The 15126-nt window shown below is 67.0% G+C and carries 12 protein-coding genes; 6 read left to right on the top strand and 6 right to left on the bottom strand.

Annotation, left to right across the window (positions count from 1 at the left end):
* Positions 1–240: 240 nt before the first annotated feature.
* The 3 genes from ACLQ3C_RS11640 (at position 241) to ACLQ3C_RS11630 (ending at position 3446) form a co-directional block, all read left to right on the top strand.
* Positions 241–1239 (top strand): hypothetical protein, encoded by a 999-nt coding sequence (locus tag ACLQ3C_RS11640; RefSeq protein ID WP_425705222.1) that lies wholly within the window; start codon positions 241–243, stop codon positions 1237–1239.
* Positions 1240–1600: 361 nt separating this feature from the next.
* Positions 1601–2395: a hypothetical protein gene (locus ACLQ3C_RS11635; RefSeq protein WP_425705221.1), complete on the top strand. Its 795-nt coding sequence runs from the start codon at positions 1601–1603 to the stop codon at positions 2393–2395.
* A gap of 223 nt (positions 2396–2618) precedes the next feature.
* The gene (locus ACLQ3C_RS11630; protein ID WP_425705220.1) at positions 2619–3446 is read left to right on the top strand and encodes an alpha/beta fold hydrolase; all 828 of its coding nucleotides are present in this window, start codon (positions 2619–2621) and stop codon (positions 3444–3446) included.
* A gap of 15 nt (positions 3447–3461) precedes the next feature.
* On the opposite strand, the gene ACLQ3C_RS11625 is transcribed toward ACLQ3C_RS11630, so the two are convergent.
* The 6 genes from ACLQ3C_RS11625 to ACLQ3C_RS11600 form a co-directional block, all read right to left on the bottom strand.
* A complete protein-coding gene (locus tag ACLQ3C_RS11625; RefSeq protein ID WP_425705219.1) occupies positions 3462–5039 on the bottom strand; it encodes a carboxylesterase/lipase family protein in 1578 nt (525 codons plus the stop codon).
* Between the two features lie 116 nt (positions 5040–5155).
* Positions 5156–6106 (bottom strand): 23S rRNA (guanosine(2251)-2'-O)-methyltransferase RlmB, encoded by a 951-nt coding sequence (gene rlmB, locus ACLQ3C_RS11620; RefSeq protein ID WP_425705218.1) that lies wholly within the window; start codon positions 6104–6106, stop codon positions 5156–5158.
* Positions 6106–7500 carry a cysteine--tRNA ligase gene (gene cysS, locus ACLQ3C_RS11615; protein ID WP_425705217.1) on the bottom strand — a complete coding sequence of 465 codons (1395 nt, stop codon included), beginning with the start codon at positions 7498–7500 and terminating at the stop codon, positions 6106–6108. The genes rlmB and cysS overlap by 1 nt, the downstream gene beginning before the upstream one ends.
* A gap of 11 nt (positions 7501–7511) precedes the next feature.
* Entirely contained in the window at positions 7512–7994 is a 483-nt protein-coding gene (gene ispF / locus ACLQ3C_RS11610; protein WP_425705216.1) for a 2-C-methyl-D-erythritol 2,4-cyclodiphosphate synthase, read from the bottom strand.
* On the bottom strand, positions 7991–8707 hold the full coding sequence (gene ispD / locus ACLQ3C_RS11605; protein ID WP_425705215.1) for a 2-C-methyl-D-erythritol 4-phosphate cytidylyltransferase: 717 nt from the start codon (positions 8705–8707) through the stop codon (positions 7991–7993). The genes ispF and ispD overlap by 4 nt, the downstream gene beginning before the upstream one ends.
* Before the next feature lie 17 nt (positions 8708–8724).
* Entirely contained in the window at positions 8725–9213 is a 489-nt protein-coding gene (locus ACLQ3C_RS11600; protein ID WP_425705214.1) for a CarD family transcriptional regulator, read from the bottom strand.
* Positions 9214–9689: 476 nt separating this feature from the next.
* Here ACLQ3C_RS11600 and ACLQ3C_RS11595 point away from each other — a divergent pair, with 476 nt between their 5' ends.
* The 3 genes from ACLQ3C_RS11595 to ACLQ3C_RS11585 all read left to right on the top strand — a co-directional run bounded on the left by ACLQ3C_RS11595 (position 9690) and on the right by ACLQ3C_RS11585 (position 15125).
* The gene (locus tag ACLQ3C_RS11595) at positions 9690–10475 is read left to right on the top strand and encodes a hypothetical protein (protein WP_425705213.1); all 786 of its coding nucleotides are present in this window, start codon (positions 9690–9692) and stop codon (positions 10473–10475) included.
* A 223-nt stretch (positions 10476–10698) separates the two neighbouring features.
* Complete coding sequence (gene fdh, locus ACLQ3C_RS11590) at positions 10699–14127, top strand: formate dehydrogenase (protein ID WP_425705212.1); 3429 nt, start codon at positions 10699–10701, stop codon at positions 14125–14127.
* Positions 14127–15125: a 4Fe-4S dicluster domain-containing protein gene (locus ACLQ3C_RS11585; RefSeq protein ID WP_425705211.1), complete on the top strand. Its 999-nt coding sequence runs from the start codon at positions 14127–14129 to the stop codon at positions 15123–15125. The genes fdh and ACLQ3C_RS11585 overlap by 1 nt, the downstream gene beginning before the upstream one ends.
* The last annotated feature ends 1 nt before the right edge of the window (position 15126 follow it).

The raw sequence follows: 15126 nt of genomic DNA, 5'->3' as shown, positions 1-15126 counted from the left end.
TCAACGCTGCCGCGACGATCAAGTCCAATAGTCCGCGCGGGTCCATCGCTGGTGCGTGCGCTGGCATGCCGGGGTCCTCAGCACTGTGGGCTGCGCGGATGGTCGACCCATTCGCGGGTGACGTGAGTGACCGAATGGCGGGGGATTACAGCACGTTAGCCGACAAAGCACGGGTTCTGCAAACTCGTATCAAGTTGCCGACGACGAGTTCGCCGACGTGCTCAGGAAGACGTTCCCCTCATGATCCCTTCCCGTCCCCGCCTCATGTCATGGAATTTCGACGCGCTCATCACCACGCCAATCGCTCTGCGGATACAGGGTGTGGCAAGTGAGCAGGCTGCGGTCGATATCTCGAAGAATTGCGATGCCCTACCGACTCTGCGGGCGTGGGAGGGCACCGCGCATACGGCCGCCGTCGAAGCATTCGGGCGAGCGAGACGTGAAGGGGCCGAGGTCTGCGACCTCGCAGACGGCCTCGCCGGCGCGTTGGAGACAGGCTATCACGCTCTCACCACCGCTAAACGGAACCTTCTCGACAAAGTCGCCGACATCGAGGCTGGCCAGTTCCACGTAACTGACGGTTGGGTCGTTCTGCTGAATCCGGTGGAGATGTCGTCGGACGAACTCCGCGAAAATATGGAGCTACGCAACGACTTCCAGATTCAACTCAACTCTGACGTCATTACCATGGGCGCGGCGGACCACAGTTTAGCCACCGGCTTGCAGACTGCAGCGAAGAAGGCCGGGTATGTTCAACATGATCCGAACTTGATGGAGCTTGTAACCGGTTCAGCAACACCAGAACCCCAGTCCGACGTCCCGAATCCATTGAGTCTTCCAGGCCAGATGTATCAACAGCATATTCGTGATGAAGATGCGGCAATAACAATCACTGGCACCGAAACGGGCACCAATGCCGAGGGTGAACCTACCAAGACGTTGCACATGCAGGACGGCAGCAAAAAGGTATTCACAGAAACCATAACATATGCCGGCTCAAGCACTAAACGACCGATGTACGTCGAGGAAGATTTCGACCCAAGTGGCAAACTTGTTGCCACAACCAGGGTATACAAAACCGACTTCAATGCCGACGTCACTTCGATTACATACGCGGACGGAACCCTGGTTCAAACAATGAAGTATCCAGATGGAACCCAGTCGGGCATGGTATTCCCGTCGGAAAGGATCCCAAACCCATTCCGGCGGACAGCAATTTCTTCTCGCACCCTGCGTTGACAACTGCGGGCGGAGTAATATCTGGCGTCGAAACAGGAACCGGCGATGCTCTGAAAAAGGGCTTACCTACGCTGACGAAGGCGACCGTCGAAGACCTCCACTATGGCGCGAAGTTCGGTGGTCCCGCTCTTGCGGTCGGGACAGCCCTGTACGACGTGACTGTTGCCGAAACACCCGAAGCAAAATGCCAGGCAGGCATATCCGGGGCCGCTAGCGTCGCGGGCGGCTGGGGGCTCGGCGCACTGGGGGCGATGGTTCCGGTCCCCTATTTGGATGTCGCCACCGCGGCCGGCGGTGCAGCGGTCGGTTCATGGGGCTTCGGCTGGCTAGGATCCGAACTCGGAAAGGCGGTCTGTTACTGATGCAAGAACTCGAACCGATCCCTGAGGGCTGGAATGCGCTCCGGGGTCAGTCGAGAGCCATCGCGGCCTTGGTCGCAGTTTTTGGGACCATTGCTCTGTATTGGACTTATCACGGAATTCGGGCGGTAACAGAAGGGCGATTCCTATACTGTACGTTCTACCTTTGCGCCGCAGCAGCATTCGCATCAGTATCCGCGCTGTCGTTGCTGGTCGTTTTGCAACGTCATCGCACCGATATTCGCGCCGGATCGTTGACTCAGGGACCCACCGGAGCACTCACGATCGGCACGTCGACGAGTTTTCGATCGGGATACATGGCGATAGTCGTTTTCGGTGCATCCAGCTGCGGGGTGTTCGCCTATGGTGTTCCATCGCATGCGCTGTCTTTTCCCATGACCAAGGGTCAAGGTTTGGTGTTCCCCTTTGTGGTCGGCGCGATCGGCCTCTTTCTCCTAGTACTAGGTGCCCTATTTGCGAACCGCAGATTACAATTCCCCCGTATTATCTGCACCCCCAAGCAAATCGGCGTCGTCAGTTTCAAGAACTCTGCTATCGCCTCCTGGGACGACATCGCCTCAATCGAGGCGGTAGCCGGACAGAAGAACGCGGATCTCTCGATCACGTCAACTGGCGCCGCGGAACCACTCCGTGTGAATGCGGACCTGCTGGCTGTCGGCGCTGTTCCCCTGTACTCCATCCTCAGGCACTACCTGCGACATCCGGAAGAGCGGGGTGAACTCGGCGATGGCCGTGCACGGGATCGATTCACCGGCGCGTCCGCCATAGCGGAGTAGTGCGAGAGTCCGGCCTCACGCATCCACGGTCTTCTTGAGAGGCTCCATATCGTTCGGCAACTCGCGCGCCGGACAGTGGTCGGGGGGACGACGCCGGCGAGCGCCATCGGCGCCCATCCGGGCACCGATGCCGTTTTGAATCCCGAACGTTCTCCCTCGGCCGTGGCGATTCTGGAAGCATGGGGCCCATGTCCCCCACGTCCCACCCGCACCACGCCGCGGCATGCCGTCTCCGACCGGTCCGATGACCGCCGCGACGATCCACGCCGGAGATCAGGTCGGGGCCGGGACGTACGTCGACATCGGCGGCGACCTGATCTGGCATTTCGTGGGTGGGGACCCGGCAGGCACACCGACGGTGCTGCTGCACGGCGCATTCGCGTCGGCATCGACGTGGGGTCCGCAGATCGCCGGGTTCATCGACGCCGGGCTGCACGTGTTCGTCCCCGAACGCAGCGGTCACGGCCACAGCCCGGATGTGGCGGGCCCCTGGGCCATCGACGCGATGGCCGCGCAGATCGTCGGCTACCTCGAGACCGTGGTGGGCCAACCCGCCAATCTCGTCGGCTGGGCCGACGGTTCGGTGCTGGCGCTGCTCATCGCGCGCGATCGCCCCGATCTGGTGTCCCGAGTGGTCATGACCTGCAACTACCTCAACGCCGAGGGTCGCGACGCGCCGGAGTTCTTCGCCGCGCTGACCGGACGGGAGGCGGGCCTCGTCGAGTTCCTGCGCGGGGCCTACGACACGGAGAGTCCGGACGGTCCCGAACATTTCGACGCGATCTACGCCAAGACCGAACAGTTCCTGCTGAACGGCCCGGATTTCGCGGTCGCCGAGTTCGCATCGGTGCAGGCGCCGGTTCTCGTCGTCGCCGCCGACCGCGGCGTCGTCCGCCTGGAACAGAGCCTGGCCCTTGCGCGCACCCTGCCGCGGGGCCGGCTGGCGGTGCTGCCGGGCACGCACATCCTGCCGGTCGAGTCGCCGGAGTTGTTCAATCCGCTCGTGTTGTCGTTCCTGATGTCGGACCCGCCGACCCAGTGGGTGCTGTGAGGGGTTGCGAGGCCACTACCCCGCACTGGTGACGAGGATCTGACGGCCGCGGTCCCACGCCTGCCGCCGGTGAGTGTCCGGGTCTTCCTCGACATGGCTGACGCGGTCGAGGACGAGCACCGGGCGGCGATCACCGTCGTAGCGCGGCCAATCGGCCCCGGGTGGCCGACCGCGGGCGAAATCGCCCCAGCGCGACTGCATTTCGTCGACCATCGCGCTCGCGGCACGCCAGTCACCGGCGGCCAGCGCGGCGAACAGCGGCATCCGGTAGGCACCGAACACCGCGAACAGTTCGGTGGCGTGGGTGGCGCCGAGGCCGACGCCGGCCAGCAGCCGGGTGTGGAAGTCGTAGCGGTAGACGTAGGTGGGTGCGACAGCGCGGTGCGCGTCGGCGAAGCCGGTGACCGGTGCCCAGAAGACCCCGTCGGCGGCCAGGCGAACCGTGTCGGCGGCGCCCCCGCTGTACTGGTTCACGATCTCGTCGCGGGCGGCCTCGTCCTCCACGCGCAGCAGCGTGCGTTGCGGGTCGGGTAGGACGTTCCAGAACTTGCGGAAGAGTTCGCCCTCGTCGCGGTTGGTGCCGATGATCAGCGGCACCGGCACCGTGTTGCCGCCGCGGGCCGCGTCCTGCGGGGCCTGCGGCAACAGCTCGCCGCCGTAGACGGGACCGAACGGGATGGGATCAGGGGTGTCGGCGTGGCGGGCGAAGCCCATCAGCCGTTGTCCGGCCCGGTGGATGTCGTCGGGTGAGGCGGCGTCGAGCAGACGGGCCGCCTCGTGCGGGTCGATCGGTTCGCGCGGGCTCGTCGCGTCGGTGTTGCGGCGGGTCGGGTCGGCGAGGATGCGCAGGAACTCGTCGGCGAACAGGGCCGCGCTCTGTTTGCCGACCACGAGGTCGGCGGCCGGGCTCTCGGCGATGGCCCGCACGAACAGATCGCGTGCGGCGGGCGCGGCGAGCAGCAACAGCACCGACGAGCCGCCGGCACTCTCCCCGAAGATCGTGACGTTGGCCGGGTCGCCACCGAAGGCCGCGATGTTGCGCTGCACCCATTGCAGCGCCGCGATGTGGTCCTTGGCGCCCGGGTTCTCGTCGAAGCGCCGCTCGGGGGTGGAGTACGCGCTGAAGTCGAGCATCCCGAACGGCCCGAACCGGTACTGGATGGTGACGACGACGACGTCCTGCGAACGCGCCAGGTGCGCGGCGTCGTAGAGCGGGGTGGCGGCGGTACCGAGGATGTAGGCACCGCCATGGATGAAGACCATGACCGGGCGGGGTGCAGTCGATTCGGTGTCGGGGGCGAAGACGTTGAGGGTGAGGCAGTCCTCGCTCATCGTCTGGAACCGGCCGAGGCCGACGGCGGTGAGCAACTTGTCCTGGACCGCGGCGTGCCCGTAGGCCTCGCAGCGCCGCACCCCCGGCCACGGATGCACCGGTTGCGGGGCGTCGAAGCGTCCGCCGCCGACCGGGGGCGCGGCATACGGGATGCCCAGCCAGCTGACGGTGCCGCGGCGGGCGCGCCGCCCCCGGACTCCCGACACGATCCCCTCGGCGGTCCTCACCCTGGTGTCCATGCGTGTGCCCCGTGATCCCATGACTGACGAATCTACCGCGCGGTCGCGACGTCGCCACCTCCGCGGGATCGGTCAGACTTCACTCACGGTTTCCGGGGAAGATGTCTACCGATCCGGGAAGCGTCGCCGGTCTGCGACTACCCGACGCGGCGCTGGCGGGAGAACTCGGCGAGCACGACGCCCGCCGCCACCGAGGCGTTGAGACTCTCGACGTCGCCGGCCATCGGGATGGACAGGATCGAGTCGCAGTTCTCGCGGACCAGCCGCGAGAGTCCCTTGCCCTCGGAGCCGACGACGATGACGGTGGGCCCGCTGCCGTCATAGTCGTCGAGGGTGACGTCGCCCTCGGCGTCCAGTCCGACCAGCTGCGCGCCGGTGGCGGCCCAATCCTTGAGGGTGCGAGTGAGATTCGGGGCCTGCGCGACCGGCAGCCGGGCCGCCGCACCGGCCGAGGTGCGCCACGCGACGGCGGTGACCGATGCGCTGCGGCGCGCCGGGATGAGCACCCCGTGGCCACCGAAGGCCGCCACCGAGCGGATGACCGCACCGAGGTTGCGCGGGTCGGTGATGTTGTCGAGGGCGACGAGCAACGGTGGGGTGCCGCTGTCGAGGGCATCGCGCATCAGGTCGTCGGGGTGCGCATACCGGTATTCGGGCACCTGCAACGCGATTCCCTGGTGCATGCCGTTCGATGACAACCGGTCCAGCTCGCCCTTGCCCACCTCGAGGATCGAGATGCCGTGGTCGCCGGCCAGCTTGACCGCCTCGGCGACCCGTTCGTCGGGGTCGCTGCCGGTGACGACGTACAACGCGGTCGCCGGGACGTCGGCGCGCAGGCATTCGACGACCGGGTTGCGGCCCAGCACATATTCGGGTCCGTCGTCCTTGGCCCGCGACTTGCCGCGTCCGGTCGACGTCGTCGCGGCCTTGGCCCGCTTGTGGGCGGGATGATACGAACGGTCGACGGCCTTGGGGGTGGCGCCGCGCGCTTCGAGTCCGCGGCGACGCTGCCCACCCGAACCTACGGTCTGCCCCTTCTTGCTGCCGGACTTACGTACGGCGCCTTTGCGTTTCGAGTTTCCGGCCATTATTCCCGACCTTTCAAGCTCCATTGTGCCCCGTCCGGGGTGTCGGTGACCTCGACGCCTGCCTCGGCCAGCCGGTCGCGCACGGCATCGGCGGTCGCCCAGTCCTTCTCGGTGCGGGCCCGGGCCCGGCGGGCCAGTTCGGCACGCACCAGTACATCGAGTGCCGAGGTCACGGCCGAGTCGTCCACCGCATCGGAACGCCAATGCGGGTCAAGGGGATCGACGCCGAGGATCGCAAGCATCGCCCGCACCGACGACGCCGCTTTCAGCGCAGCCGGCCCGTCGCCACCCTCGAGTGCGGTATTGCCGTGACGCACCGTGTTGTGCACGACCGCAAGCGCCGCGGGCACCCCCAGGTCGTCGTCGAGTGCGGCGGCGAATTCCGCAGGCAGCTCCCCGACACCGACCTCGGCGACTCGCGAATGCACCCGCTCCACAAAGGATTCGACGCGGCGATAGCCGGCAGCGGCCTCGGTCAGGGCGCCCTCGGAGTACTCCAGCATCGACCGGTAGTGGGCGCTGCCGAGGTAGTAGCGCAGCTCCACCGGCCGCATCCGGGCGAGCATCGCGGGAATGGACACCACGTTACCCAGCGACTTGCTCATCTTCTCCCCACCCATGGTCACCCAGCCGTTGTGCAGCCAGTACCGGGCGAACCGGTCGCCGGCGCCATGGGCCTGCGCGATCTCGTTCTCATGGTGCGGGAAGATGAGATCCATACCGCCGCAATGGATGTCGAACTCGGCACCGAGTAGCGACGTCGCCATCGCCGAGCATTCCAGGTGCCAGCCGGGGCGGCCGGCGCCCCACGGCGTCGGCCACGACGGTTCGCCGGGTTTGGCCGCCTTCCACAGGGTGAAGTCGCGCGGATCGCGTTTACCGGTGCCCGCACTCTCACCCTGGTGGACGTCGTCGAGCTTGTGCCCGGAGAGCGCACCGTAGTCGGGCTGACTGGCCACGTCGAAGTAGACGTTCCCGTCGGAAGCGTAGGCGTGTCCGCGCTCGACGAGGCGCTCCATGTAGGTGACCATCTGGGTGATGAAGCCGGTGGCGCGCGGCTCCCCCGACGGCGCAAGCACCCCGAGTGCGTCGTAGGCCGCGGAGAACTCACGCTCGTGCGTCGCCGCCCACTCCCACCAGGGCCGGCCGGCCTCGGCGGCCTTGCGCAGGATCTTGTCCTCGATGTCGGTGATGTTGCGGACGAACAGGACGTCGTTGCCGCGGTGGAGCAGCCACCGGCGCAGGATGTCGAAGGCGATGCCGCTGCGCACGTGACCGATGTGCGGAACCCCCTGCACGGTGGCGCCGCAGAGGTAGATCGACACATGCCCATCACGAAGGGGCACGAAGTCGCGCACCTCCCGGGCGGCGGTGTCATATAGGCGCAGGGTCACGACGTGCGATTCTACCCGGCGCCACCGGGGGAATCGTCGCCGACCAACGCCGTCGCCACCGCCGCGATCCCCTCGCCCCGCCCGGTCATGCCCAGCCCGTCGGTCGTTGTCGCCGATACCGACACCGGCGCCCGCAGTGCCGCTGAGAGCACCCGTTGCGCTTCGTCACGCCGCGGCCCGATCTTGGGACGGTTACCGATCACCTGCACCGAGCCGTTGAGGACGCGCAGTCCGGCGTGGCCGACCAGATCGGCGACGTGCGCGAGCATCTGCACGCCGGACACACCCGCCCACTCGGGACGGCCGGTGCCGAACACCGACCCGACGTCGCCGAGCCCGGCCGCCGAGAGCACCGCGTCGCACAGCGCGTGCGCGCCGACGTCGCCGTCGGAATGACCTTCGCAGCCTGCGTCATCGGGAAAGTGCAGGCCGACCATCCAGCACGGCGCGCCGGGCGCGATGCGATGGGCGTCGGAGCCGATACCGACCCTCATGAACCGACCTCTCCGGAGTGCAGGACGCGGCGCAGGACCGAGAGGTCCCACGGGGTGGTGATCTTCATGGCCATCGGATGTCCGGACACCACGTGGACGGGGATACCGACCCGCTCGGCGAGTCCGGCGTCGTCGGTGGCCAGTCCGGCGTCGTCGGCGTGTGCGGCGACGAACGCCTCGCGCGTGAAGCCCTGAGGTGTCTGGATGGCACGGAGTGGTTCGCGGTCGACGGTGCGGGTCACGAGCGCGAGATTGTCACCGATCGGCTCGACGGCCTTGAGCGTGTCGGCCACGGGCAGACCGGGAACGACCGCCCGGTGGCCCGCTCTGATGGCGTCGATGACGCGGTGGAAGACGCTCGCCGGGGTGAGTGGCCGGGCGGCGTCGTGGACGAGGATGATCTGCGCGTCGCCGGCCGCGGCGAGTCCGGCGCGCACCGATTCGGAGCGATGGGCACCGCCGGCCACGACGCGGATCTGCGGTGGCAGCAGCGAGCGTGCCTCGCCGACGAGATCGGCGGGTGCGACGACGACGACGGCCGCGTCGAGTCCGGAGATCTGATCGACGCAGCGTTCGAGAATGGTTCGTCCGTGGAGTTCGACGAACGCCTTGGGCGACTGCTCACCGAGCCGTACTCCCGAGCCTGCGGCCGGAATGATGACACAGACATCCGGCCGCGGCCCGGGAGCAGCGGATTCAGGTGGTTCCGTCACAGGGTGGCGGTGACGTCTCAGGACGCCGCGGCGAGCACCTCGTCGAGAATGATGGAAGCCTTCTCGTCGTCGGTGTTCTGCGCGAGCGAGAGCTCGTCGACGAGGACGCGACGGGCGCGGGTCAGCATGCGCTTCTCACCCGCCGACAGGCCACGGTCCTGCTCGCGACGCCAGAGGTCGCGAACGATTTCGGCGACCTTGATGATGTCGCCGGAGATCAGCTTTTCCTGGTTGGCCTTGAACCGGCGGGCCCAGTTCGTGGGCTCCTCGGTGTGTGGGGCGCGGAGAACCTGGAAAACCTGGTCGAGACCCTCTTGACCCACGACGTCACGAACCCCGACGTACTCGAGCTTGGATGAGGGAATCTGGACGGTCATGTCACCGTCGGCGACTTTGAGAACCAGGTATTCGATCTGTTCGCCCTTGATGGTACGAATCACGATGTCTTCGACCAGAGCAGCACCGTGATGGGGATAGACAACGGTGTCGCCAACTTTGAAATTCAATGTTCCGTGCCCCTTTCGAGTATGGCCAGTCTAACACGGACGCCTCGGACCCCCCAGACAACGGCGCAGGTCAAGGCCATGATGGGCATCGGGGCATGCCGTTTGGGCAGGTGAGAGCGCACCGCCGTGCGGGGGTTAGGAGTCTGCGCAGCAGCGGCATTCGTGTGATGTCCGGGCGCGGCGGGAGGCCGTCACGACAGCCTCGCCGGCCACCCGTCGAGGCGGCCTGCGGGTGTGCGCGTCGACCGGCCGCGACCGGCCCGTGCGACCAATCCGGCACCCCGGCGGGATTTTGTGACCCGCGCCCACTACGCTGCGTAGTGCAGGGCTTGTCCAGTGCGTTCATGGTCCACCGGGTTCATGGTCGGCTGTGTTCATGGTCCGCTGTGTTCATGCGTTCGACTACCTGGGAGGAACGGGTGTCCGTGCCAACTCGACTTCGGCGACGACCTTCGACTGCACGACGGTTGGCGTCGGTGACCGCCATCGCGGCTGCGGGTGTCGCTATCGCCCTGGGCACCACCGGTTGTGGTGCGGGCCAGATCTCGCAGACAGCCAATCAGCTCCCGGCCGTCAACGGCGGCAGCGCGACCGCGACGTGGGACAACGTCGAGGTCCGTAATGTGCAGATCATCTACCCGGCCGATAAGGCCGCCGACGTGTTCAACAACGGCGGACCGTTCGACGTCTCCTTCACGGTCGTCAACAGCAGCGCCACGAAGACCTACAAGCTGACGAAGATCGCCGTCACCCAGCAGGGCGCACCGGCGTCGGCCGCGGTGACGATCGGCCGTCAACCGGTCCTCGCGCCCGGAACCGCGGTGCGCACCGCCAACATCCCCGCGGGCGCGAGCGGCACGAGTGAGACGACGTCGGCCGGTTCCGCCCAGAACGGTTCCACCCAGAACGGTTCCACCCAGAACGGTTCCACACAGAACGGTTCCACCCAGAGCAGCACTGCCGAGGCGAGTGCCGGCGAGACGACGGCCGAGTCGAGCGCCTCGCCGACGACCACCACCGGCGCGACGACGCCGGGCGCCCCGGTGGTCGACGAGTCGGTGATCACCGCCTCGGTCAGCGGTGCCGGCAAGTCGGTGGCCGCCGGACTGACGACCGAGCTCACGTTCTACTTCCAGGTTCAGGACGACAACGGGACGTGGGCCGACGCCGGCACGATCAAGACCGATGCCGCAGTGGCGGCGGGCATGCTCGACCGTCCCGTCGGCGGGGGCCAGGAAGCCGAGGGCCAGGGCGGACACTGAGTCCGTAACCCGAAGAACCACAACAACAGCCGCGGGGCCGTGTCCGATATGGACGCGGCCCCGCGGGCGTTGTGCGGTCGACGGTTCCGGAAGGGTGCGGCCGAGTTTCAGCCGCGCAGGACGCGGCAGTCGTCGTGGACCGGTCGGGGGACGCCTTGACGCTGCCGATGGGCTCGAAGGCCATGTCGGGGAGGTGTTGCTGCACAGCTCAGACGATAGTGCGATGGCCGCCCGTCCGCGGGTGCGAGCGGCTAGACTCGGCCTCGTGCCCTTGCGCCCATTGGAGTGGCCGGTGTTCCGGCAGTTGCGCTCCGGCGACAGATTCGGCCGGGGTCCGGCCGTCGCGTCGCCGCGCACCCGCGGCATCGAAGCCCGGACCACAAGCGCCGACAAAGTGGTGCAGAGCGTGTGCCCGTTCTGTGCGGTCGGGTGCGGGCAGCAGGTCTACGTCAAGGACGATCGGGTCATCGCGATCGAGGGCGATCCCGACTCCCCGATCTCCCGAGGCCGGTTGTGCCCGAAGGGCGCCTCGAGCGCTCAGCTGGTCAACAATCCGGCACGGCAGACCGCCATTCGCTACCGGGCGCCCTACGCCACCGAGTGGACCGATCTCGATCTGGACACCGCGATCGACATGATCGCCGACCGCTTCCTCGAGTCGCGCCGACGCACCTGGCAAGACGTCGACTCGCAGGGCCGGACGTTGCGGCGCACGATGGGCATCGCGTCGCTGGGCGGGGCGACCCTGGACAACGAAGAGAACTATCTGATCAAGAAGCTCTTCACCGCCGCCGGCGCGATCCAGATCGAGAACCAAGCGCGTATATGACACTCCTCCACGGTTCCCAGTCTGGGAACCTCGTTCGGACGCGGCGGCGCGACGCAATCACTTCAGGACATGGCCAACGCCGATTGCATTGTGCTCATGGGCGGCAATATGGCCGAAGCACACCCGGTGGGCTTCCAATGGGTCCTCGAGGCGCGCGCCCGTGGTGCGCGGGTCATCCACGTCGATCCGCGTTTCACCCGGACCTCGGCGAATGCGGACAGGCACATCGCGATCCGCGCCGGCTCCGACGTCGTCCTGCTCGGTGCGCTGATCAATTACGTGCTCACCCATGAGCGGTACTTCCGTGAGTACGTCGTCGCCTACACCAACGCCGCGACGCTGGTCAACGACGACTACCGCGACACCGAGGATCTCGGCGGGCTGTTCTCCGGATTCGATCCGGAGTCCGGGCAGTACGACCCGGCGACGTGGGCCTATGACGACACGACCGGCGGCACGATCGCCGCACCGGCCGGCCACGAACACGGTGCGTCGGCCTCGGCGCGCGCCGCCGGAGACGAACTCGGTTCGGGCGGACCACCACTGGAGCACGCGAAGGTCGTGCGCGACGAGACACTGACCCATCCGCGGTCGGTGTTCCAGATCCTCAAACGCCATTTCGCCCGCTACACACCGGAGATGGTGCGCGACATGTGCGGTATCACCGTCGAGGACTTCACGTATCTGGCCGAGGCGATCGCCGAGAACTCCGGGCGCGAACGCACCACCTGTTTCGGGTATGCGACCGGGTGGACCCAGCACACCCTCGGGGTGCAGTTCATCCGCACCGCGGCGATCCTGCAGCTGTTGACCGGCAACGTCGGCCGGCCCGGCAGCGGAATCATGGCGTTGCGCGGGCACGCCAGCATCCAGGGCTCCACCGACATCCCGACCTTGTTCAACCTGCTGCCCGGTTATCTGCCGATGCCGTCGGTCGGTCGGCATGACACGCTCGCCGATTACCTTGCGGCAGTGGGTTCCCCGAAGCAGAAGGGTTTCTGGGCCTACTCCGACGCGTACACGGTCAGTTTACTCAAGGCGTGGTTCGGCGACGCCGCGACCGCCGAGAACGACTGGGCCTACGACTATCTGCCGCGACTGTCCGGGCCGGCGGGCACCTATCAGACGACCGTCGACATGCTCGCCGACAAGGTCGAGGGCTACTTCGTGCTCGGCCAGAATCCAGCGGTCGGCTCGGCCAACGGCCGTCAGCAGCGGATGGCGATGTCGCACCTGAAGTGGATGGTGGTCCGCGACCTCAACATGATCGAGTCGGCGACGTGGTGGAAGGACGGGCCCGAGATCACCTCGGGTGAACTGCGCACCACCGACATCGCCACCGAGGTGTTCTTCATGCCGGCGGCCACCCATGTCGAGAAGGCCGGATCGTTCACGCAGACACAGCGAATGGTGCAGTGGCGCCATCAGGCGGTACAGCCGCCGGGGCAGGCGCAGAGCGAACTGGACTTCTTCTACGAACTCGGCCGACGCATCCGTGAGCGCCTCGCCGACTCCACCGACGAACGCGACCGGCCGCTGCTCGACCTGACGTGGGACTACCCGCTCGACGAGCACGGCAACCCCGAACCGGAGTCGGTGCTCTCGGAGATCAACGGGTACTTCACCTCCGGTCCCGACGCTGGCACCAACCTGACGTCGTACACGCAGATGAAGGCCGATGGGTCGACCGCAAGCGGATGCTGGATCTACACCGGGGTGTACGCGCACGCGACCAATCAGGCCGCCCGGCGCGTCCCGCAGGGCGGCGACTCGGTGAGTCAGCACGAGTGGGGTTGGGTATGGCCGGCCGACCGGCGCATCCTCTACAACCGGGCCTCCGCCGACCCCGACGGCAAACCGTGGAGCGAGCGCAAACGCTACATCTGGTGGGATGCACAGGCGCGCAAGTGGATCGGCGACGACGTACCCGACTTCCCCGTCGACAAAGCGCCCGACGCACGGCCTGATCCCGATCGCGGCGGTGCCGAGGGATTGGCCGGTGACGACCCGTTCATCATGCAATCCGACGGCAAGGGCTGGCTCTTCGCACCCACGGGACTCGTCGACGGTCCACTGCCCGCGCATTACGAGCCGCATGAGTCGCCGGTGGCCAACGCGCTGTACCCACAGCAGCAGGCGCCGGCGCGGATAACCTTCCCGCGCACCGACAATCTGGGCGCACCGAGCGCCGGCGCCCACGGCGCCGACGTATATCCGTACGTGTTCACCACCTATCGGCTGACCGAACACCACACGGCCGGCGGCATGAGCCGATGGTCATCGGTCCTTGCGGAATTGCAGCCGGAGCTGTTCTGCGAGGTGTCACCGGAATTGGCCACCGCCCGCGGCCTCGTCAACGAGGGCTGGGCGACGATCATCTCGCCGCGCGCCGCGATCGAGACGCGAGTACTGGTGACCGAGCGGATGACTCCGCTGCGCATCAACGGCCGCGAGGTACACCAGGTCGGGCTGCCCTACCACTGGGGCCAGGGCAACGATGCCATCGTCACCGGTGACGCGGTGAACGACCTGCTCGGCGTCGCACTCGATCCCAATGTGCAGATCCAGGAATCCAAGGTGGCCTCCTGTGACGTGGTCGCCGGCCGCCGGCCGCACGGTCAGGAACTGCTCGATCTGGTGGAGCGGTATCGGCAACGCGCCGGAATCACCGTCGAGACCGACAACCGCCACCTCACCGACACCGAGCGCGAGACCATCTATCCCGCACCTGCACAAGAGGATTCCGACGGCGGCCACCACCGTCAGGAAGACCACCACATGGGCGACGACAACCGGGGCGAACAGACAAGGAGATCCGAATAATGGGACAACTGTCCGGCCCGACCGACCCGAGGGCCGACGCGCATTGGGGCCGGCACGAACGGCCACGCAAGGGATTCTTCACCGACACGTCGATCTGCATCGGCTGCAAGGCATGTGAGGTCGCCTGCAAGGAGTGGAACGACAACCCGCGCGACGGCGACCTCGAGCTCACCGGCATGTCCTACGACAACACCGTCGCGCTCGGCGCGAGCACCTGGCGCCACGTCGCCTTCATCGAGCAGAACCGCGAACAGATCGCGGCCGCACGCGAATCCGGGCGCGCGCTGACCGATCTGGGCATGCCGTCGTTGCCGTCGGCGGATGTGGCGGCGGGGCCGGTCGACGTCACGCCGCCCGACACCCCGGAGTTCCGCTGGCTGATGTCCTCGGACGTCTGCAAACACTGCACGCATGCCGGATGTCTGGACGTATGCCCGACGGGGGCCTTGTTCCGCACCGAGTTCGGCACCGTGGTGGTGCAGCACGACGTGTGCAACGGTTGCGGAACATGTGTTGCCGGTTGCCCGTTCGGCGTCGTCGAGCGCCGCTCCGACGGCACCGTCGAACCCACCACCAGGCAGGGCCAGCGCAAGGGTGAACAACCTCCGGTGCCCAAACGCGGTGTGGCACAGAAGTGCACGCTGTGTTATGACCGCCTTCTCGACGACGAGACCCCCGCCTGCGCCAAGACCTGCCCGACGACGTCGATCAAGTTCGGCGACCACGACGACCTCGTCGAGACCGCGCACGAGCGGATCGCGCAACTGCATGCGCAGGGCATGACCGAGGTGCGGCTCTACGGCGCCAACACCGAGGACGGGGTCGGCGGAACCGGGTCGATGTTCCTGCTGCTCGACGAGCCCGAGGTCTACGGACTGCCACCCGACCCGCGGGTGTGTACCGCCGACCTGCCGAGCATGTATCGCCGCGCCGGCGTGGCCGCAGTGGGAATGCTTGCCGCCGCTGCCGTTTCGTTTCTCTCCGGCCGCGGGCGGTGAG

The organism is Gordonia sp. DT30, from assembly GCF_049844915.1.
Classification (GTDB): Bacteria; Actinomycetota; Actinomycetes; order Mycobacteriales; family Mycobacteriaceae; genus Gordonia.
The sequence above is the reverse complement of the archived record's forward strand: the minus strand, read 5'-3'. Positions and strand labels throughout refer to the sequence as shown.